This is a genomic window from Serratia sp. CY56464, assembly GCF_052168435.1.
GTDB classification, from domain to species: domain Bacteria; phylum Pseudomonadota; class Gammaproteobacteria; order Enterobacterales; family Enterobacteriaceae; genus Serratia; species Serratia marcescens.
Genome location: NZ_JBJNMV010000001.1, coordinates 347,528 through 368,833, shown reverse-complemented (window position 1 = coordinate 368,833; position 21,306 = coordinate 347,528). Strand labels below are relative to the sequence as shown.

Below are 21,306 nucleotides of genomic sequence, written 5' to 3'. Positions count from 1 at the left end.
CACCCTGCTCCTGAAACAGCACCGCCCGAAAATGCCCTGGCGCGGTTATTATTCTGGGAGCGTAAAAAGAGGAGGCGATATCAGCCGCTTAAAGCGTTTTCTCGTACAAGCGATAGCGCTTGTACGGCACCGCGCCGATGCGTTCTAAAATCGTCCGCATGCCGGTATTGGTTTCCAGGATCCACGACATTTCCAGCGCGTCGATATTGCGCTTGGCGAAAGGCTCGCGCAGCGCTTCAATCAGCAGCAGCGCAATAATGGGCCCGATGCGGCTGAATTGATATTCCTGGCGTACGCCCATCAACGGCACGCGCGCGGTGCGCACGCCGCTGACTTTCAGGCGCCACAATAGCTTCGCCCAGCCGAATGGCAATAAGCGCCCCTGCAGATCGGCAATCGCTTCGTTAATGTTCGGCAGACCGACGATAAAGGCGCAGGGCGCGCCATCCACCTCGGCGATATGGATCGTATCGTCGGGCACCAGGAACTTCAGCTGATCCCCCATGGTGGCGAACTCGTGCTCGGTGAACGGGACAAACCCCCAGTTATGTTGCCATCCGGAGTTGAACACCTCGCGCAGCACCTGCATCTCCTCGCGAAAGCGCTTGCGATTGAGACGGCGGACGGTCACCTTTTTACGCACCTGATCCATCATCCGGGTTAATGACGGCGAAAAATGCAGGTCGGTTCTTTTCATCCAATAGGCCAGCAAATCAATCCCCTCGCTGTAGCCCTGCTGCGCTATCTGGGCCGCGTAGTAGGGTTTCGCGTGCGTCATCAGGGCGGAAGGCGGGGTATCGAACCCTTCGACCAACAGGCCGCTTTCCTGATTGATATTAAGGCTGAATGGCCCGGTGATTTTACGCGCGCCTTTCGACCTCAGCCACTCCTCCGCTACCGTGAATAAGGTGCTGAACACGGCGGGATCGTCAACGGCGTCAATCATGCCGAAGTGGCCGGTATCCTCGCCATGCAGTTCCCGGTGCAGAGAATCGATTTGCGCCGTGATGCGCCCAACCACTTTGCCCTGTTTTTTGGCCACCCATGCCTGCCATTCAATATGGTCGGTTCCGGGATTTTTCTTTGACAGGTGCTCTTCGCGCTCGACATGCAGCGGCTCAATCCAGTTCGGATCATCGCGAAACAGTTGCGAGGGGAAAGCAATAAATTCTTTAAGTTCGCGTTTATCCAGAACTTTCTCAATACGGATCATAAATAGCCTTACGTTTTAATAAAATAATTAAATAAGCACGCGACAACGCCTTTAGCATTTTTTATGCGGTTCCCTTTTATTGAATTGTGTATTGCCCCCGGCTCAATGATAAGAAAAACCGAATATTTCCCCCGGCGAATCAGCAACGTGTTGCCTGACATTCACCCTGTGATGTCCATAATTGATAAAAAAAGGAAACAGAAAGCGGCGCAGCCAGGCTACGCTAATAGTGCTCTTTTATTATTTCGTGCTGTTATGGTAAAAGAAACTCGCCGCTTTTAGTGTACCGACTTTAATCAGGAGGTGTGCCGCCATTTTTACCACTTAATGCTATTTTTAAGATTAGCCTTAAATGAATCGTTCACTTTTGAATTTCTTGCGGCATACTGTTTAGGAAGTGTTTAAGTTCTAAGATAGCCATGCATGAGGTCATAACCTATGAGCCGACAGTTATTTCCTGCCCGACAGATACAGACTAAAGAACGGCGAAGCCCGGATATTACAATAGTCTCTCGTATATCGCCAGGGTGCCGCTCAAGGCAGATGATTCGGGCTATTCACGCGCTGCCCGGTTAATAACCGGCATGCCGCTCAAGCACGGCAATATACGCTGTTCGCGGAATGAAGATGGTTGAATAACAAACTTATTCAAAACCTATTCATAGTAAAACATCAATTACCTCGCCAAGAGTGCTCTCTCTTTTGGTGATTTTTAATCTATGGCTAAGTTTGTCTATGTCTGAAACAAGTTCCGTTCATTCTCTTCCCATGCGCTATGCGGACTTCCCCACGTTAGTGGACGCGTTGGATTACGCGGCGCTCGGTAATACGGGAATGAATTTTTACGACCGTCGCAATCAACTCGTGACCGTTCTCGACTATCGCACGCTGCAGCAAAAAGCGATCGCGGGCGCGCGGCGTTTATTGTCCCTAAAGCTCAAGAAAGGCGATCGCGTGGCGCTTATCGCCGAAACCAGCCCGGGCTTCGTCGAAGCCTTTTTCGCTTGCCAATATGCCGGCCTGGTAGCGGTGCCGTTGGCGATCCCGATGGGCGTTGGCCAGCGCGACTCCTACACCGTCAAACTGAAAGGGCTGATCGCCAGCTGCAACCCCGCGGCGATCGTCAGCAGCGAAGAATGGACGCCGCTCATCGCGTCGGCCACGGAAAACACGTCGGCGATGCACATCCTCAGCGACGCGGACTTTAACGCCTTGCCAGAGCCGGAGATCGCGTTGCCGGCGCCTTCGCCCGACGATATCGCCTATCTCCAATACACCTCGGGCAGCACCCGTTTTCCGCGCGGCGTGATCATTACCCAGCGGGCGGCCATGGCGAACCTGAACGCGATCAGTCGCGACGGGATCAAGTTGCGCGCCGGCGACCGCTGCGTTTCGTGGCTGCCCTTCTATCACGATATGGGCCTGGTCGGTTTCCTGCTTACGCCGGTGGCGACCCAGCTGTCCGTCGACTACCTGCGCACGCAAGATTTCGCCATGCGCCCGATGCAGTGGCTGAAACTGATCGCCAAGAATCGCGGCACGGTGTCCGTCGCCCCGCCGTTCGGCTACGATCTGTGTCTGCGCCGCAGCAACGCCAAAGAGCTGGCCGATCTGGATCTTTCCAGCTGGCGGGTTGCAGGCGTGGGCGCCGAGCCGATCCCGGCCGAGCTGCTCGCCCAGTTTGGCGAACACTTCAGCAGCATCAACTTCGACAGCAAAGCCTTCATGCCGTGCTACGGCCTAGCCGAGAACACCCTGGCGGTGAGTTTTTCCGACCCCTGCTCCGGCCCGCAAACCAACGCGGTCGACCGCGATATTTTGGAGTACGAGGGTAAAGCGGTCGCGCCGGGCAAGAAGACCCGCGCCGTCTCGACCTTCGTCAACTGCGGCCGTGCGCTGCCCGGCCATCGCATCGAGATCCGCAGCGAAACCGGGCAACCGCTGCCGGAGCGCCAGGTCGGCCATATCACAATATCCGGCCCCAGCCTGATGAACGGCTATTTCTGCGACGATGAATCCCAGCAGCAGATCCAGGTGACCGGCTGGATGGACACCGGCGATCTCGGCTATCTGCTGGACGGCTATCTGTACGTCACCGGCCGCAAGAAGGATTTGATCATCATTCGCGGCCGCAATATCTGGCCGCAGGATATTGAGTACGTCGCGGAATCCGAACCGGAAATCCGTTCCGGCGATGCGATTGCCTTCGTGACCGAAGAACACGACGAAGCGGCCAGGATCATTTTGCAGATCCAGTGCCGAGTCAGTTCGGAAGAGCGCCGTGAACAAATCGTGCATTCGCTGAGCGCGCGCATTCAAAGCGAGTTCGGCATCGCGGTGGACATCGAGCTGCTGCCGCCGCACAGCATTCCCCGCACGTCGTCGGGCAAACCCGCGCGCGCGGAGGCCAAGAAACGCTGGCTGAGCACTTCGCTCTACCCGCAAATGCCGCAGCTGGCCGGTTTCGCGCAATGAGCGGCACCGTGGCAGTGACGGGCGCGACCGGCTTTATCGGCCGGCATATCGTCCAGGAACTGCTGGCGCAAGGGTTTAGCGTGCGCGCCCTGACGCGGCAAGCCGGAAAAGCCGCCGTAGACAACCTGCAGTGGATCCCCGGCGCGCTGGAAGATCGGCCCTCGCTCACCGAACTGGTGCGCGGCGCGGAGTGCGTCGTGCATTGTGCGGGCCAGGTGCGCGGGCATGCGGAAGCGGTGTTCACCCGCTGCAACGTCACCGGCAGTCTGAATTTGATGCAGGCGGCCAAACAGAACGGCCGCTGCAATCGCTTCTTGTTCATGTCGTCGCTGGCGGCCCGCCATCCGGCGCTGTCCTGGTACGCCCATTCAAAACAGGCCGCCGAGCAGCAACTCATCGCCGCCACGGGCGATATCGCGCTGGGGATTTTCCGCCCGACGGCGGTTTACGGGCCCGGCGATAAAGAGCTGAAACCGCTGTTCAACGGCCTGCTGCGCGGCGTGCTGCCCCGGCTGGGCGCGCCTGACGCCAGGCTCTCTTTTCTGCACGTGAGCGATTTGGCAAAGGCGGTCAGCCAATGGGTGCAGACCGAACCCGCGCAGCCGAATATTTACGAACTGTGCGACGGCGTGGCCGAAGGCTATAACTGGCTGCGCCTGCGGGACATCGGCGCCGCCGTGCGTCACGGGCCGGTGCGTCTGGTGGGCATTCCGCTGCCGCTGCTGAAAGCCCTGGCGGATATCAGCGTGTTGTGGAACCGCCTGGTAAAACAAGAGCCGATGCTGACGCGCAGCAAAATACGCGAATTAACGCATCGCGACTGGTCCGCCAATAATCAGGCGCTGTCGCAACAGATTAATTGGTTTCCACAGGTGAGTTTGGAACGCGCGCTGCGTGAAGGGCTGTTTTAATTATTCCAAGTAGAGGTGTGTCAACGTTCTTATGCTAAATCGCGATGCTGTAATGGATTATATCCTGACGTGTTTGCAAGGTATCGTCGAAGGCGGAGTGGAAATAAAACCTGATAGCGATCTCGTCAATGATCTTGGCCTGGAATCCATCAGAGTCTTGGATCTGCTGATGATGCTGGAAGATGAATTAGATATCTCCATTCCTATCAATATATTGCTTGATGTCAGAACGCCTGAGCAACTGCTTGACGCGCTGCGCCCTTATCTGGAGAAAAACCATGGGTCTGTATGATAAGTTTGCGCGGCTCGCCAATGACCGTGAACAATTTCAAACGTCCGGTCTGAATCCGTTCGGCACCTGTATCGACGAAGTGTATTCCGCCACCCAGGGGCGCATCGGCGCTCAAAAGATTGTCCTCGCCGGCACCAATAATTACCTTGGCCTGACGTTCGATGCGCAGGCGATCGCCGCCGGCCAGGCGGCTCTGGCCGCGCTCGGCACCGGCACCACCGGCTCGCGCATGGCGAACGGCAGTTACGGATCGCACCTGACGCTGGAACGGGAGCTGGCGGAATTCTTCGATCGCCCAAGCGCCATCGTGTTCTCCACCGGCTATACCGCCAACCTGGGCGTTATCAGCACGCTGGCGGGGCCGGGCGCCGTGGTGCTGATCGACGCGGACAGCCACGCGAGCATTTACGACGCCTGCGCCCTCGGCGGCGCGGAAATTATTCGCTTCCGCCACAATGACGCCGCCGATCTGGAGCGCCGCATGGTGCGCCTGGGCGAACGCGCCCGCGAAGCGATCATTATCGTGGAAGGCATCTACAGCATGCTGGGCGACGTCGCCCCGCTGGTGGAAATCGTCGACATCAAACGGCGATTGGGCGGGTATCTGCTGGTGGACGAAGCGCACTCCTTCGGCGTAATGGGCGAGCGCGGCCGCGGCCTGGCCGAAGCGCTGGGCGTCGAGCAAGATGTGGATATCATCCTGGGCACCTTCAGCAAAAGCCTGGCTTCGATCGGCGGTTTCGCCGTCGGCGGCAAGGGGATGGACGTGCTGCGCTACAGCAGCCGGCCGTATATTTTTACCGCTTCGCCGTCGCCGTCCAGCATCGCTTCGGTGCGCACGGCGCTGCAAAAAATCGCCCGCCATCCCGAGCTGCGGGAAAAACTGTGGAGCAATGCGCACCGTCTGTACCACGGCCTCGCCGAGCTGGGCTATACCCTGGGGCCGCGCATCAGCCCGGTGGTACCGGTCATGATCGGTTCAAAGGAAGAAGGGTTGCGTTTCTGGCGCGAGCTGATCGCCCACGGCGTCTATGTGAACCTGGTGCTGCCACCGGCCGCGCCGGCGGGCGTGACCCTGCTGCGCTGCAGCGTCAATGCCGCGCACAGTGATGAAGAAATCGACGCCATCGTGCGCGCCTTTGCGGCGCTGAAAAAATAAAGCCTTTCCCTCTCGGCCGCGGCGGCGGTGCCGAAAATGGCCTCGCCGCCCTGCCGAACCGATGCGCGCCTCAGTGCGCAGCCGTTGATACCCCATCAGCCGAATAGCGATACCCCTGCGCCGCCATAAATTCCGCGATGGCTTTTTCCGCCGCCGAAAGCACCTCCTCGATCGGCCGATCGGCATCGAGATCCACGATGTCGGCGCCTTCGAACGTCAATAAAGGCGTGACGGCGATCTTCTTCTCCAGCGCCGCTTTGCGGTGATCGGGTTTGCGCGCACAGGCCACGTCCAGACTGACATTCAGCTTGAGCACCAGATCCGGTTTTTGCCCCGCCATCCATTGAAACGCCGCCCGTTCACGCGCCGCCAGCCAACGGACGAAACGGCTGCCTTCAACGTCGACGGGAAAAACCGTGCCATCGTAAGCGCCAGGGATCTGCGCCTGCGGAAAACGGTCGGTCAACACGATGAACCCTTGCCGGCGATACGCCAGCATGCGGCGAAAACGCAGCAGCCGCCGCCCCACGAAAGCGATGATCACCGCCGACGGCAACAGGCCAATCCGGGATTTTTTCGTTTTGACTTTTTTGGTATTGCTCTCGATAGCCTTGCCCACCGAGCGCCCGAGCAGCGGCAATTTCGCCGCCGCGCGCCCGACGTTGCCTGCCTGTTTGCCCAGATGCACCTGCACCGCCGGGCCATAATGTTTCACATACTCGATCAGATGTTCACAAACGGTGGACTTACCCGATCCGTCGCTGCCGATAACCGCAATCAGCGGCGGAAATTTTGCACTCATAATAAGACTCTCTTTCAATACACCAGAAACGGCGTGCCATATTTGAAGCGAACGTTCGCTTATCATTGCCGCGGCGGCTGCGTGAAAAAAAATTTGCCATACGCAGCGCCAAAAAGCACAAAATATTAAGCGAAAATTGAAAACCTCTGCTCTTTTTTCGCCGTGAGCCATGCCGAAAATTAACATAAAAAGCGAAACCGGCCCACGCACGAACAATTAGCACAAAATAACAAGAACAAACGCCATGAATATCAATTCAAATAACGAAGAAGAATGCCGATATCATTATTTTATCGCAGCAAAGCACAATAAATATCTTGAACCCAAGGCGTATTGGAATACAATAGTTTTTTTCGCATTGGATCAATTATTGTGAGTCAGCAGATAAGACCTTCATCTGATCGCTCGCCCGTGCGCGTAATAGCGATAACCGGCTGTGACGGCTCGGGAAAATCCACATTAGCCGCCAGCCTGGTCAACGCGTTATCGGCACAAGAACCTGCCGAACTGCTGTATCTCGGCCAGTCTTCCGGGCGCATCGGCGAATGGATCAGTTCGCTGCCGATTATTGGCGCGCCCTTCGGGCGTTATTTGCTGAAGAAATCGGAACGCGTGCATGAACGCCCTTCCACACCGCCGGATAATGCCACGGCGCTGGTGATATTTTTACTCTCCTATTGGCGCGTTTATAAATTCCGTCGCATGCTGAAGAAAAGCCGCAGCGGCGCATTACTGATCACCGATCGTTATCCGCAGGCCGAAGTGGCGGGGTTTCGTTTCGATGGCCCGCAGTTGGCGAAAACCGCTGGCGGCAATCGCTGGATCCGCTGGTTGAGAAAGCGCGAACAAAACCTGTACCAATGGATGGCGTCTTATCAGCCCTTATTATTAATTCGGCTGGATATTGACGAACAAACGGCCTATTCACGCAAACCCGATCACTCGCTGGCGGCGTTGCGTGAAAAGATCGCCGTCATCCCGCACCTGACGTTTAACGGCGCTAACATATTGGATTTAGACGGCCGCGAACCCGCCGACCGTATTTTCGACGCATCGCTGCGCGCCGTTAAAATATCGCTGAGGGCCGCCAATGCCTAGCCGACAAATAACCTTTTCGTACCGAAACAGATGAAAAAAAATAAACTCACCGCCGAACAGGATACCTCTCCCGCCTGCATCACCGGGCTGATTGCCGTGGTGGGCAGCGACGGCACGGGCAAGTCCACGCTGACCGCCGACCTGGTGAAAAACCTGCAGCAACATCGCCCCACGGAGCGGCGCTATTTGGGGCTGATCTCCGGCGAAGACGGCGACAAAATCAAAAAGTTGCCGTTCATCGGCGTGTGGCTGGAACGGCGCCTGGCGGCGAAATCCGACAAAACCCAGCGCATGAGCAACAGGCCGCCGGCGCTGTGGGCGGCGCTGATCATGTACGGTTTTTCGCTGTGGCGCGCATCCAACCTGCGCAAGGTGCGGCGGCTGGCGCAGAGCGGCGTTCTGGTGATAAGCGATCGCTACCCGCAGGCGGAAATCTCAGGTTTTTACTACGATGGGCCCGGCATCGGCGTGGAACGCGCAAAAGGGTGGCTATTGAGCCGCCTGGCGGCGCGCGAACGCCGTTTATATCAACGCATGGCCGTCTATCGGCCGGCGCTGATCATTCGCCTCGATATCGACGTCGATACGGCCTTTTCCCGCAAGCCCGATCACAGTTACGAAGAGCTGAAAGACAAGATCGCCGCCATGGTGCGCCTGCAATACAACGGCTCGCGCATCATCGAGCTGGACGCCAGAGCCCCTTACGACGAGGTGCTGAGCAATGCGCTCAACGCCATTTCCGCCGTGGTGAACCCCGCGAAGCGCCCGCAGAGCGATCTCGGGCAACCCGGCGAGAACGCCGGTAAAGAAACTCAGGTTTATTAAACGAATACAGGGCAAGCGCATGACTGCGGAACACAAAATGCAGCAAAACAACGATAACGGCTGGTTTGGGCTATGAAACGGTGGTTTTCCGACGGCGCGTTTCGTTCCATTTTACGTAATGCCGCCTACCTGGGCTCCGGCAGCGTCGCCAGCGCGCTGCTCGGCCTGCTGGCGCTCTCCTGCGCCGGTAAAGGCATGTCGCCTGAAATGTTCGGCGTGCTGGTGGTGATCCAGGCCTATACCAAAGCGGTCAGCGATTTCATCAAATTCCAGACCTGGCAGTTTGTGGTGCAATTCGGCACTCCGGCGCTGGAGCATCAAAATACCGGGCGCTTCCGCGACGTCGTCGCCTTCTCCTTCGGCCTGGATATCGCCAGCGGCGTCATCGCCGTGCTGGGCGGCATGATCATGCTGCCGTTCTTGTCTCACGCCCTGGGGCTGGACAGCGAAAGCTTCTGGCTCGCCATGCTGTACTGCACCCTGATCCCATCGATGACCTCGTCCACGCCGACCGGCGTGCTGCGCGCCTTCAACCGCTTCGATCTCATCGCCATCCAGCAGGCGATCAAGCCGTTCCTGCAGGCGGTGGGCAGCGTCATCTCCTATTATTTTGATCTGGGGTTCCCCGGCTTTATCGTCACCTGGTACGCCTCGAACCTGATCGGCGGCACGCTGTTTTGGTGGTTCACTGCGCGCGAACTGCGCCGCCGCGATATCCACGGCGCGCTGAGGCCGCGCCTGTTCAACGTCGCGCGCCGCATCGAGGGCGCCTGGAACTTCGTCTGGACCACCAACATCGCCCATACCATCTGGGCCGCTCGCAACTCCTGCACCACCGTGCTGGTGGGCGTGGTGCTCGGGCCGGCCGCCGCCGGGCTGTTCAAGATCGCCATGACCTTCTTCGATGCGACGGGCACCCCGGCCAAGCTGCTGGAGAAAAGCTTCTATCCCGAGATCATGCGCCTGGATCCGCGCACCAAGACCCCGTGGCTGCTCGGCCTGCGCTCCTCGCTGCTGGCCGGCGGCATCGGCCTGGCCGTCGCGGTGTTGATGTTGCTGGTGGGCAAGCCGCTTATTTCCGCGGTCTTCGGGCAGCAATACCTGGAAGCCTATGACCTGATTCAAATCATGCTGGGCGCGATCATCGTCTCCATGATGGGCTTCCCGCAGGAATCCTTACTGTTTATGGCGGGCAAGCAGCGCGCTTTCCTGATCGCGCAGGCGACGGCCTCGGCGGCCTACATTGCGCTGCTGGTGTCGATGGCGTACGCCTTCGGCGTGCAGGGCGCCGCCTTCGCTTATTTACTTGGGCAATGTTTAGACGTTCTGTTATCCCTGATACCGACGATCGGCGCCTACCGCAATCGCTTTATGTTGGGGCTGAATGTGCCCAAAGAGAGTAATCAATGACCGCTAGCAATAATTGGAAAAAGTTCTCCGCCGAAACCACCCAGGCGCTGTTTGTCGCGGTGGAAGAGGACGACCTGGTTGAGGCGAATATCAGCCTGCCGCAGCAGATCGATCTGGAATGCTCCCCCGAAAGCATTCGGGACAACTACGCGCTGTGCCTGCAGTTTTGGGAAGACGGCTTTTCCCGCCGCGAGCTGCTGCAATTGGTGAACGGTTTCCTGCAAGACCCGCAGTTGGCGGCGGCGACCCGCATGCGCTACAAATATATCCGCGCCCGCTATAAGCACCTGCGCTTCGCCCAGCAGCTGTACGGCGCCCCCCACCGCGCCAACCGCCTGTTCCACACCACCACCGTGGTGCTCGGCCATTTTCAGGACGCGTTTCGCAACGGCAACCAGAAGAACCTGACGCTGTACGGCAACCTGCTGCGGCTGCTGCTCAGCAAGCCGGTGTGGTCTTACGTGCGCTATGCGCTGCGCCACACCCGGCTGGAAAGCGCACAGGGCTTTATCACCTACCGTCAGGAGCAAATGCGCCAGCTGCAAACGCTGATCGCCGGCCCGGCGCTGACCGGGCATCAGTTCCATGACGTGCGCAAAATCGTCAGCCGCCAGGTCTCGTTCTACGACACGCTGAGATCGATCGATCCCGACAACCGCGAGGCCCGGCAGATCTCGCGCTTCCTGGCGGCGATTAACGGCCTGATGGGTGACCGGCATGACGTGATGGTGGCGGACAAGCTGGCCGGCGGCGATATCTATGATCGGCCGGCGATCCTGGATATCGACATCCGCCAGCGCCTGGAGCTGCTGCTGGCGCGCTTTCCCCTGTCGTTTTCCCAGCCGGCCATCGCGGCGGGCAGATAAGCGCATTGCCCGTAGCCATGATGACGTTACCTCGCTTGCTGGCCCTCGCCCTGCTGCTGACGCCGCTGGCGGCATCCGCGCATAACTTCGTGCATGGCCGGCCGGTGGCGCCGATCGCCATCGCCGATCGCGGCGAGCTGCTGCTGCGCAACGGCGATTTCAGTTACCGGCCGTGGAACAGCGCAAAACTGGCGGGCAAGGTGCGGGTGATCCAGTACATCGCCGGGCGCACCTCCGCCAAAAAGAAGAACTCGTTGCTGATCAACGCCGTTAAGGACGCGAACCTGCCGGGCGATCGCTTCCAGCCGACCACCATCGTCAACACCGACGATGCGATACCGGGCTCCGGCTTCTTCGTGCGCGGCAAGATCGAGAAAAACAAGCGGCATTATCCCTGGGCGCAATTCATCGTCGACAGCGACGGGCTGGGGCGCATGGCCTGGCGGCTGCCGGAGGAAAGCTCCACCATCGTAGTGCTGGACAAGGCCGGGCGCGTGCAGTGGGCGAAGGACGGCGCACTCACCCCGCAGGAAGTTGACCAGGTGATCGCCCTGCTGCGCGCGCTGATCGCGCAGGAGACGCCATGAAGCGCACGCCGCCGGGAACCGATAACGCATGTCTTTGATTGAACGCTATATCACGGTTGAGATCCGCCGCCTGGTGATGATGATCGCCGGGTTTCTGATCTTCATGTTCGCCAGCTACTCCGCCCAGCGCTACCTGACCGACGCCGCCAACGGCACGCTGGCGCTGCGGGTGGTGGCCGACGTGGTTTTCTATAAATCGCTGATCGCGCTGGAGATGATATTGCCCGTCGCGCTGTATGTCTCGGTAGCGGTCGCGCTGAGCCAGATGTACAGCGATGCGGAGATCACCGCCATGCTGGCCGCCGGCGCCAGCCCGCTGCGGCTGTACAAGGCGGTGCTGCTGCTCGCCGTGCCGCTGGCGATCGCGGTCACGCTGCTGTCGCTGTATGGCAGGCCCTGGGCGTACGCCAATATTTATCAGCTGCAGCAACAGTCGCAATCGGTGCTGGACGTGAGCCACCTGCAGGCCGACAAATTCAACGTCAGCGGCAACGGCCGCATGATCCTCGCCAATCACGTCGACAAAACGGCCAACCACCTGACGGACGCCCTGATTTATGTGCGCGGCGGCCATCACACCAACCTGTACCGCGCGCAGTCGGTGGAAGTGCTCGACGCCTCTCCCGCCAGCCCCGCCGTGCGGCTGAAAACCGGCACCGCCTATGTGCTGGATCGTGAGGGCGCCGACGACAACGGCCAGAATTACGACAACTTTGACATCGCGCTCAAACCGTTCGTGCCCAGCGCCGAGAGCCGGCACAAGTCGGCCTCGCCGGCGGAACTGGCGCGCTCCGCCGATCCGGGCGACGCCGCCGAACTGCAATGGCGCGAGAGCCGTGGGCTGACCACCGTGCTGATGGTGCTGCTGGCGATCCCCTTTAGCCGCATCAAGCCGCGGCAGGGGCGCTACGCCGCGCTGCTGCCCCTGACGGTGCTGTTTACCGTGATTTTCTATGGCGGCAACATTTGCCGCACGCTGGTGGCCAACGGCTCTCTGCCGACGATCCCCGGCGTTTGGCTGGTGCCGCTGGCGATGGCTGTCGGCATCGCCCTGCTGCTGGCGCGCGACTTATCCCTGCTGCGGAAACCCTCCCGATGACTATTTTTAGCCGTTACCTGATCCGCAACGTGTTCATCGGCTTCGCCGCCGCGGCCGGGCTGCTCATCCCGCTGTTCACCACCTTTACGCTGATCAACGAGCTGGAGGACGTCACTCCGGGCGGCTACCGCTGGCAGCAGGCGCTGCTGGTGACCGTGATGACCCTGCCCCGCAGCCTGGTCGATCTGGGGCCGTTTATCGCGCTGCTCGGCGGCATCGTCGGGCTGGGGCAGCTCTCCAAGAGCCTGGAGCTGACGGCGATCCGTTCCGCCGGGATGTCGATATTCCGCATCGCACTGGTGATGCTCGCCGCCGGGCTGCTGATGAACCTCTCGCTCGGCGCCCTCGATGAATGGGCCGCCTCGCCGCTGCAGCAACGCGCGCTGCAAATGAAGAATAACGCCCTGGCGCAGTCGAACAGTAACGACGTCACCGTGAACCCGCTGTGGGCGCGGCGCGGCAACGAGTTTGTGACAGTGAAGACCGTCGATGAGAACGACCAACCCCACGGCATAGAGATCTTCCGTTATCAAGCCAACCGCGCGCTGGAATCTTACATTTACGCCGACAGCGCCAGCACCGCCGCCGACGGCAACTGGCTGCTGCACAACGTGATGCAGAAAAGCTGGCAAGGCAGAAAGGAGACGATTACGCGGCAAGACAGCCTGCTCTGGCGCTCGCTGTTCGCGGTGCCGAGCCTGAAAGAGCTGACCCTGCCGGCGGGCAGTTTCTCGCTCCAACAGCTGGATCGCTATATCGATTATCTGCAGGGCTCTGGGCAACCCAGCACCGAATACCGCCTGGCGCTGTGGAAAAAACTCGGCCAGCCTCTGCTGGTGCTGGCGATGATTTTGCTGGCCATCCCGTTTACCTTCACCGCCCCACGTGCGCCCGGCATGGGCAGCCGATTAGCGCTCGGCGTCATCATCGGGCTGCTGACCTACATCGCTTACCAGATCGTCCTCAACCTGGGGTTGCTGTTCGCCCTCAACGCGCCCTTCACCGCCCTTGCCCCGCCGCTGTTGCTCCTGGCGTTGGCGCTGGCGCTGGTTTATCGGTTTGATCGGCGGGGTTAGGCATTTTCCGAGGTTGATAAGGGATAAGAAGAGAATCGCAATCTCCATTCCAGAGAAAACATCACGCGCTCACCTGATCAGCGATTTTTAAGGATGTTAGTTAATGGCAAAGATAGCTGTTTGTATACTGACCTTTAACTCCTCTCGTTTATTGCACGAGGTGCTTTCTCCACTCATGGGCATTGCGGACGAGTGGATTGTGGTGGACTCCGGCAGTACGGATAAAACGCTGTCTATTTGCCAAAGCTTTGGAATAAACCCTATTTACCATCGTTTCGAAACGCATGGACGGCAAATGAACTTTGCGATTTCTCAATCTCACCATGATTGGGTACTGTGCCTGGACAGCGACGAAATCCTTGATGCCGAAACCATGGCGTCCATTTTAACATTCAAATCGCAGGCAAACCCGCCACCACAGCAAGCCTATAGAATAAAAAGGAATTGGTTTGTACTCGGACAGCCAGTCAGAACGATTTATCCCATCTCCTCACCGGACTACCCCGTTCGACTGTTCAATAGAACACAGGTCAGGTTCAATGATGCTCCGGTAGATGATGCCGCTGAAGGCTATATTCAGACGTCGGTCATTCCCGGCAATGTTAAGCACGATACTTTTTATTCTCTCCATGAAATACTCAATAAGCTCAATAGCTATACGACAAGGGTAGTAAAATACAGAGACATTAGGCCCTCAATATTTCGTGGCGTCGTTAGCGCGATCGGCGCATTTTTTAAATGGTACGTACTGAGCGGCGCATGGAAAGAAGGCAAAGTCGGCGCCGTCACTGGCTTCTATGCCATCGCCTACAGTTTCCTGAAGTATTTTAAATCCTGGTATGGCAAAGATTGATAACGTTAAGGACAGAAACAGGGGCTGAATGGCAACCGCCATCCAGCCCCTGCTTACCCAGCCGACGTTAACGCAGTTCCTTCGCTATCGCGCTAAACATCAGCGATGCCTCCAACGGTTGCGCGCTGAAAGAAGGCTCCGCCTGCGGCCAGGTAGACCACTGGACGATCACCAGATTCTCCGCCTGATTGACCATGATCATCTGGCCGAAGATCCCCAGCGCCCACAGGGAATGCTTGAGGGACGCCTGCGGAGCGGGTTCTACGTTAGTCGCATTCATTGGCACTTCGTTGTTCCACCACTGGTAGCCGTAAATGCCGTTGGGATGCGCCGCCGACACCGAGCCCGCCGCCCGCGTCCAGTTGGCCGACTGGGCTACCCAATCAGCCGGCAAGATCTGTTTGCCGTTCGGCAGCGTCCCGTTATGCAGAATGAACTCACCGAAGCGCCCCCAGTCTTCCAGCGTGGCGTTGAAGCCGTGCGCACCCACGTCGTGCTGGCCTTTGGCGTAGGCATGCCACACGCCGTCGCTCGCCATGCCGTAGGGCTGCCAGATGCTTTGCTCAAGATAGGCCGCCAGCGGCATGCCGGTGGCGCGTTCCAGCACGTCGCCCAGCAGCCACGCGCCGCCGGAGGAGTAAGACCAGTTCTGCCCGGCCGGATGCGCGCGGTGCAAACCGGCCACCAGCTTGCGCACGCAGGCATAGGCGCCGGGCCTGGCCTCACACTCGGTCAGCTGCGCGAAGTCCGATTTCGGGTTGGTGTAATCCTCATTCCACGCCACGCCGGAGGTGTGGGTGATCAGCTGCCTGAGGGTCACGCCGTCCCACGCGGTGCCTTTCAGATCGGGTTCGTATTGCGTGATGAGATCGTCGAGCGAGCGAATCTTGCCCTGTTTAATCGCCACACCCACCAGCGTGGCGACCACGGATTTGCCCACCGAGCGCGACGTCCACAGCGTGGCGTCGGTATTGCCCTGCCCCAGATATTTCCAGGCGATTTTGCCGTTCTTCAATACCAGCATGCCGCTGACATTCTGGCGCTGCAGGTAATCCTGCAGGCTGTAGGTTTTGCCATTCACCCGATAGCTGGCATCCGTTAACGGTTTAGCGGCAGCCCGCAGCGGCGTGGCATTGCCGTGGTGAAACACATCCCCCGCATAGTTGCGGTAGTCGTTACGAAAACCGATCACCCGGTCGCTCTGGCTCCAGGTGAGCATCTTGTGCGTGTCCGGCAATTGCGTATCGAAAGGCGCGGGACAGGCGCTGAGTTCGGTGCCCGCACAGGCGGCCAGCGCAGCGGGCGCCAACAGACTGCTGCAGAGACTGATGACAACGCCCGCCAGCAGGCTGCGGTTAAACACTTTGCTTTTCATATTTTTTCTCGCTTAGCTCAGGAAGGCGTTCAGCTTAAAAAAACGCGGCCTATAATAAAAAACGCCTGATGGGGGAAAATCCCCCGAAAAATCGACGGGGGAACCGCGTGCCGAGCCTGATTTATTCCTTTGCCCAACTGGAAGCCTTCACCGCCGTGGCCGAGCACGGCAGCCTGGCGAAAGCCGCGCTCAAGCTGGGCAAAGACCGCACGACGCTGCGTGATTTGATTGATTTTCTCGAGGATGGCTTGGGCTATGCGCTGTTCCTGCGCGAGGGGCGCAGCCTGCACCTGACGCCGGAGGGCGAACAGCTGCAGCGCCAGGCACACCTGCTGATGCGCCAGGTGAAAGCGTTTGAGGCATTTGCTAAAGACGTGCCGAAGAGCGCGGCGCAGGAAATCTCGCTGGTCTACGATCCCTTTACCCCCCGCGCATTGCTGCAAGCGCTGATTGCCGCCATGGCCCAACGCAACACGCGCCTGAGCCTGATTAACGCCTCGCGCGACGAAGCGGAAAGCCTGCTGGCAAACGGCCAGGCCGATTTGGGCATCTGCCAGGCGCGCAACCGCAGCGTGGGCGACGCCATGGAGTGGCGCGCCTTAGGGGCGATAGAGATGGATTTCTATGCCGCCGAAACGCTTTTCCCCGGCGCGGAACAGCCGCTCTCGCTGCTGGAACTCTCGCTCACGCCGCAGGTGATCATGCACCCGGATTCTGACGAACCCGTGGCGCGCCGCCTGCAAATTTCAGGGCATACCATTTTCACCAACGAACTGGAGATGCTGCGCGCCCTGCTCGAACAGGGCTGCGGCTGGGGATTCCTGCCGACGCACATGCATGCCGAACAGTGGAAAAACGTCAACACGCTGCGCACCGAAGTCGGCAGCCAGGGGATCAGCCAAACCATGGTGACCATCTGGAAGCCGGGCAATGACCGGCGGGCGCTGATTGATGAGACGTTGGCGTTGTTGCCGGAGTTGTGGCGGGAAGTTGGGGGGTGAAAAATCGCTACTAAATTAGTGGTGGTGTTACCGGTAGTCGATCGTAGAACTCATCGTCCGCGTTGCTTTTCGATCGTTCTTAAGCAGGGATAGCAATTTTCTGCCTATGAGCCCCTCGCGTCTTCACTCCACCGCTGCGCTGGTTTATTGCTTTGAGGGGCGGCTTTGAGCGAGAAGCGGACTTTGCTAATACTATTCTGTACGAATCAACAGGGATCAGGTCACTAGCATGCAGAACTGTTGTCGAAACATATTCAGAAGATAAAAGTAACTGTCCGGAAGCTCTAAGTATTCACATGCCAATCATCGATAGAAATGTGAAAGTTCATCACAAAGCCTTGTGCTTAAAAAGGTAAGTCGTCGTCAGAACCATATTCAATAGTACAAGATTCGTATATAGCTTTGCTGTTTGTGTCAGACGATGTAAGTAATTTACTTACACCAGGGAAAAGTTTTTCTTTCTCACGAGTAGAAATATTGATGTAATCTATTCTGCTCAGGAATTCTGCACTGTTTATCAGAGACTGATATGCCTGATCTTCTTTACTTTCAGCATACCATTCAGATGTATCAACCATAATATTAACATTCAATGGGTTAACTGAATTGAAATTCTGTGCACTTACAGAAACGGCGAACCAGAAGGGGTAATGGTCACCAGATGCATAAAAATCCTCACCTTTTCCATATTGCCGAGTTATATAAATCGTTCCTTTAATTAAAAAACAAATGAACTCATTTGTCATGGTTATTAACCGAATGTCTGTGACTTCACTATCATCTACAAGAGTGGATGAAGAAAGAATATCAACTTCACCAGGGATGTTATCTCTTGTTACTTCACGGATTTCAGCACTAATCGATTCCAGTACCTCTTCAGACATCACATTTTCGAGATCATCAAATATATCATATGCCTTCGAGGTGAGTTCGATGAGTTGTTTCACTTCATCAAAAACAGCTTTAGATTCATTGTTAAAGTACTTTTCTGTAATATGAGTGTATTTATTAAAAATACTATACTCTTTATTATATCTTTTTGTTTTTTCGTTTATTTTTTCTAACGTTTCAACTGAAATCAAAATATCTGGAATGTGTTTTTGAGCGCAGTACTTCAGTTGCTGTTTTCGTGTAACTTTTCTATCTGGGGATTCTTGAATGTACCAAGGAGCAGAAATGACATCCTGTTCTGGTGCTTTCCGGTTAAGAATATTGGTTACCAATTCTCGCATAGCAAATGCGAAATTATTAAATCGAAGAGGGTTTCCGTGTGAACAATAGTTCCGAAGGCTGGCGTCAAATAACTGATGTTCAAAAGGTGTTTCAAGATGAGTACGAAAATCCCTGATGAAATCCATTTCCATCATTTTTTTAAGTTTCATACTGTTTACCCTTGTTAATATTGGTGTTTTATATAAAGGATATCATAATTTCTTCTTCCTTAATATCGAAGAAAAAAATCATGGATGCCGCTTGAGTTCTAGTTGGGCGTGGTATGCACCTACTGCACGTATCAAAAAGACTTATAGCATTTCCGCTCCTAGCACGAAGCGGGACCTGCTAACTAAGTAGAAGGCCTGCCGTGAGCGAGAACCGGACTACTGACAACCAGTCTGCAGGTGCAATTGACCATGACTAAAACCAAGACGAGTTAATGCATCTAATCTATGAGGAACTAGTCATGAATTATTGACGATAAATCAATAAGGTATTAATCGGCATCAATATCATCAAAGATGCTTCGTACACTGTGCTTTTCATCAGTTGGCCCTAATACACCTAATTCACGAGGACTAATATCAGGTTCAGGAAAATCTGCTTCCACGATCCACTGGTTCACAACTTCTAGTTCATGTTCAATTATGTCAATTACTGTTGGGTCATCATTGAATTGCTCCTTTAGTACGTCAAACATTTCAATTATGTCCTGCATATATTCTTCTGGAGATTCAGATTGAATATAATTAAATTGCATGTTTTCTCTGACTTTTGATAATGTTGGTATTAGCTCAGTACGTACCGAATTTATAAGCTCTCTATACTCTCCTTCGGTAAAAACGCAACGAATCCGCCTATCGCTCAATGCATAAATATCTTCTCCGTCAATGGCATAACGACTCACTATTTCAACGAAACGCTTTCGATTCTTCTCGGGTAGAAGATTGTGATTATACAATGTTACAACAAGACTAACCTCAGGAGCCACACTTAAACGTAAGCCTGGTTCACATATGCGCGATAATATTTCAGGTGTAACTTCAATGTATTGTTCAAGAAATTCTTTTGAACAGCGATAGGCTAAAAATAGATAAAGAGATCTTTTCGCTCCCCATATAGACATCCACCGTACCTTATATCTATCGCTGGTAGAGAATTCAGATAAACGTGCAGCTATCATAGGGAAAAGTGATTTGGGTACAATAATTGCTTTTTCTAAGCCAACATTCCCACATGTAATTTGCTGCATCATATTTTCTATTGAGCTACCGCTTAAGAAAATACCAAGTAAGTCAGGGCTAGAAATTAAAGTCATTGCATAGGCATCACCAATAGTTGGGTGCTTAAAACGCCAGGCAAATATGTCATCAACATTCACTAACGTCACAAGGCTACCGTTAAGAGCATTTAGTGCTGAAATACACTCCCCTAATGTACAACCAAGCCTGTCTAATGCCAGAACTTCATTTCCCTGAAGTGTAATAGGACTTTCAAGATGATCCTTTCTCATATAGATCATGCCAAGTGCCGCTTTACTATTCGCATCCAATCCAGTAATTACCTCAAGTAGAAATTGCTCACGCTTATCTACAAATTGCTCAAGGTGATATTTACTTATATAGATATCTTTAGTGAAAAATGGATCTGCAATACGGCGTGCTGTCTCGGGAATAAAACGTGAATGAGCAGCTATATCTTCTAGATACGACTTAATTCTGGAACGAAACGCCATAGGCTGGTGCCCAAGTTTTAAATGGTTATAAAGGATCTGTTGCTTTTCAAGATCAGACAATTCGTGGACATCAATCACCACTTGGCTTTCGCTAAGCAGAGGAAAAGCACTCTCCTTCAGGTCATTGCGGGCACGATTGTAAATGTAGTCTCGGGATGTCATGACGATTTTTACGCCACGTTGCAGCATCGCCTTAATCTGAACAAGCGAATGATTCCAGCCGTAAACTAATGATGATTCGTACTGTGTTACTCCAAATGCATCATCAACCCAAAAAAATTGTGAAGATTCATCGGGGTTCCACCGTTCAGCGACTTGCTCCGGATCGGCCAGTTTAACTACTGATGATCCCCATTTATCGGCAGCAGCCATTGCCAGCATTGAAGCAATTGTCGTTTTTCCTGCAGCAGGCTCACCAATTAGTAAAACAAAACCATGCTCATCTAAAGCCTTTACCGCTTTGCGGTAGGCACTAGTTATTACAACTTTTGCCAAGTCTTCACGTAATGAGTCAAGTACAGCTCTTGCTTGTGCATAGGCCCGTTCATCTAAGATTTGGCTTAGGTCACCAAGACCATATAAGCGAGGTACAAGCATCCGAAGCTTCGTTTTTTCTTTAATTTGGTCCTCTATCCAAGTAGAGCCGAGTATCAATACATCTTTAACTCCTGCATCCTTGATCAACAAACTAATCGTATTTGCTTGTTTCCCTGAAATTCCAGCATTGGTCATCAGTATATAGACATCACAAACCCCATCATTAACCAGTTTTCTAATCTTAGGTATTTCACCTTTTACGTCAGATGGGGTAAGACAATAATCTGCCCTGTTTGTAAACTTGCACTGAATTACAAATCTTCCACTCAGGTTCTGTCCATTGACCGGGCTCCAATTACCAGAAAAAGCGCCATCTTGTCCTGCGTCATTTGAATCTAAGAATGACTGTACTGTCTGCCCCAGAACTTCTCGAGCTATAGTAAGACAAAGTTGCTGAAAGCTGTTCCATCCAAGTTTATGCAAATTGTACATTTTTCATACCATTCTTTGAGGGTACAGGGATGCTTGGTACGATCTTCTGCTTTGTATTCTGGCATGATTCCATACTACTCAACTTAAACTCAGGATGGAACACCAGATAAAATTTCTGGTTTTAGATAGTCTTTCCTATCCAGATTTTAATCTAGATTATCAATTAGTCAGTTGTTAATTAAGGCTATCCCAGTAAAAGAGCCTTACTTGCTTGCCATTGATGTCCCAATGGTGTTCGCAATGTCTGCTCTTGGCACAAAGCGGACTCCATGCTCGACTTCTCCC

Annotated in this window: 18 protein-coding genes; 13 read left to right on the top strand and 5 right to left on the bottom strand. The window is 55.1% G+C overall.

Annotated elements, in window-relative coordinates; all coding sequences use genetic code 11:
• Window positions 1-88 precede the first annotated feature (88 nt).
• The gene (locus tag ACJ8KE_RS01765; RefSeq protein WP_442517069.1) at window positions 89-1,213 is read right to left on the bottom strand and encodes an N-acetyltransferase; all 1,125 of its coding nucleotides are present in this window, start codon (window positions 1,211-1,213) and stop codon (window positions 89-91) included.
• A 735-nt stretch (window positions 1,214-1,948) separates the two neighbouring features.
• On the opposite strand from ACJ8KE_RS01765, the gene ACJ8KE_RS01760 reads away from it, so the two are divergent.
• The 4 genes from ACJ8KE_RS01760 to spt are packed head-to-tail and all read left to right on the top strand — an operon-like array spanning window position 1,949 to window position 6,050.
• Window positions 1,949-3,688 (top strand): fatty acyl-AMP ligase, encoded by a 1,740-nt coding sequence (locus tag ACJ8KE_RS01760; protein WP_306376875.1) that lies wholly within the window; start codon window positions 1,949-1,951, stop codon window positions 3,686-3,688.
• On the top strand, window positions 3,685-4,599 hold the full coding sequence (locus tag ACJ8KE_RS01755) for an NAD-dependent epimerase/dehydratase family protein (RefSeq protein ID WP_016927029.1): 915 nt from the start codon (window positions 3,685-3,687) through the stop codon (window positions 4,597-4,599). The genes ACJ8KE_RS01760 and ACJ8KE_RS01755 overlap by 4 nt, the downstream gene beginning before the upstream one ends.
• Before the next feature lie 31 nt (window positions 4,600-4,630).
• Window positions 4,631-4,891, top strand: a complete 261-nt coding sequence (locus tag ACJ8KE_RS01750) for an acyl carrier protein (RefSeq protein ID WP_016927028.1) — start codon at window positions 4,631-4,633, stop codon at window positions 4,889-4,891.
• The gene (gene spt / locus ACJ8KE_RS01745; RefSeq protein WP_016927027.1) at window positions 4,878-6,050 is read left to right on the top strand and encodes a serine palmitoyltransferase; all 1,173 of its coding nucleotides are present in this window, start codon (window positions 4,878-4,880) and stop codon (window positions 6,048-6,050) included. Before ACJ8KE_RS01750 ends, spt begins: the two co-directional genes overlap by 14 nt.
• Window positions 6,051-6,120: 70 nt before the next feature.
• Here spt and ACJ8KE_RS01740 read toward each other — a convergent pair whose 3' ends face one another.
• A complete protein-coding gene (locus ACJ8KE_RS01740; RefSeq protein WP_015378484.1) occupies window positions 6,121-6,852 on the bottom strand; it encodes an ATP-binding protein in 732 nt (243 codons plus the stop codon).
• 372 nt (window positions 6,853-7,224) lie between these two features.
• On the opposite strand from ACJ8KE_RS01740, the gene ACJ8KE_RS01735 reads away from it, so the two are divergent.
• The 8 genes from ACJ8KE_RS01735 (at window position 7,225) to ACJ8KE_RS01700 (ending at window position 14,666) form a co-directional block, all read left to right on the top strand.
• On the top strand, window positions 7,225-7,950 hold the full coding sequence (locus tag ACJ8KE_RS01735; RefSeq protein ID WP_033632594.1) for a lipoprotein: 726 nt from the start codon (window positions 7,225-7,227) through the stop codon (window positions 7,948-7,950).
• A gap of 30 nt (window positions 7,951-7,980) precedes the next feature.
• Complete coding sequence (locus tag ACJ8KE_RS01730; RefSeq protein WP_049298861.1) at window positions 7,981-8,775, top strand: hypothetical protein; 795 nt, start codon at window positions 7,981-7,983, stop codon at window positions 8,773-8,775.
• 72 nt (window positions 8,776-8,847) lie between these two features.
• On the top strand, window positions 8,848-10,185 hold the full coding sequence (locus ACJ8KE_RS01725; protein WP_004935553.1) for a lipopolysaccharide biosynthesis protein: 1,338 nt from the start codon (window positions 8,848-8,850) through the stop codon (window positions 10,183-10,185).
• Window positions 10,182-11,051: a hypothetical protein gene (locus ACJ8KE_RS01720; RefSeq protein WP_016927024.1), complete on the top strand. Its 870-nt coding sequence runs from the start codon at window positions 10,182-10,184 to the stop codon at window positions 11,049-11,051. The genes ACJ8KE_RS01725 and ACJ8KE_RS01720 overlap by 4 nt, the downstream gene beginning before the upstream one ends.
• A 20-nt stretch (window positions 11,052-11,071) precedes the next feature.
• Window positions 11,072-11,638, top strand: a complete 567-nt coding sequence (locus ACJ8KE_RS01715) for a YtfJ family protein (RefSeq protein WP_028127727.1) — start codon at window positions 11,072-11,074, stop codon at window positions 11,636-11,638.
• 28 nt (window positions 11,639-11,666) lie between these two features.
• The gene (lptF, locus tag ACJ8KE_RS01710) at window positions 11,667-12,737 is read left to right on the top strand and encodes an LPS export ABC transporter permease LptF (RefSeq protein WP_116403500.1); all 1,071 of its coding nucleotides are present in this window, start codon (window positions 11,667-11,669) and stop codon (window positions 12,735-12,737) included.
• Entirely contained in the window at window positions 12,734-13,813 is a 1,080-nt protein-coding gene (gene lptG, locus ACJ8KE_RS01705; protein ID WP_234212977.1) for an LPS export ABC transporter permease LptG, read from the top strand. Before lptF ends, lptG begins: the two co-directional genes overlap by 4 nt.
• A gap of 103 nt (window positions 13,814-13,916) precedes the next feature.
• Window positions 13,917-14,666, top strand: coding sequence for a glycosyltransferase family 2 protein (locus tag ACJ8KE_RS01700; protein WP_234212978.1), 750 nt, complete (start codon window positions 13,917-13,919; stop codon window positions 14,664-14,666).
• Window positions 14,667-14,733: 67 nt separating this feature from the next.
• On the opposite strand, the gene ACJ8KE_RS01695 is transcribed toward ACJ8KE_RS01700, so the two are convergent.
• Window positions 14,734-16,041 carry a serine hydrolase domain-containing protein gene (locus tag ACJ8KE_RS01695; protein WP_442517068.1) on the bottom strand — a complete coding sequence of 436 codons (1,308 nt, stop codon included), beginning with the start codon at window positions 16,039-16,041 and terminating at the stop codon, window positions 14,734-14,736.
• Window positions 16,042-16,148: 107 nt separating this feature from the next.
• On the opposite strand from ACJ8KE_RS01695, the gene ACJ8KE_RS01690 reads away from it, so the two are divergent.
• A complete protein-coding gene (locus ACJ8KE_RS01690; RefSeq protein WP_442517067.1) occupies window positions 16,149-17,042 on the top strand; it encodes a LysR family transcriptional regulator in 894 nt (297 codons plus the stop codon).
• Window positions 17,043-17,386: 344 nt separating this feature from the next.
• On the opposite strand, the gene ACJ8KE_RS01685 is transcribed toward ACJ8KE_RS01690, so the two are convergent.
• The gene (locus ACJ8KE_RS01685) at window positions 17,387-18,424 is read right to left on the bottom strand and encodes a hypothetical protein (RefSeq protein ID WP_442517066.1); all 1,038 of its coding nucleotides are present in this window, start codon (window positions 18,422-18,424) and stop codon (window positions 17,387-17,389) included.
• A 329-nt stretch (window positions 18,425-18,753) separates the two neighbouring features.
• A complete protein-coding gene (locus ACJ8KE_RS01680; RefSeq protein ID WP_261419412.1) occupies window positions 18,754-21,021 on the bottom strand; it encodes a hypothetical protein in 2,268 nt (755 codons plus the stop codon).
• Between the last annotated feature and the right edge of the window lie 285 nt (window positions 21,022-21,306).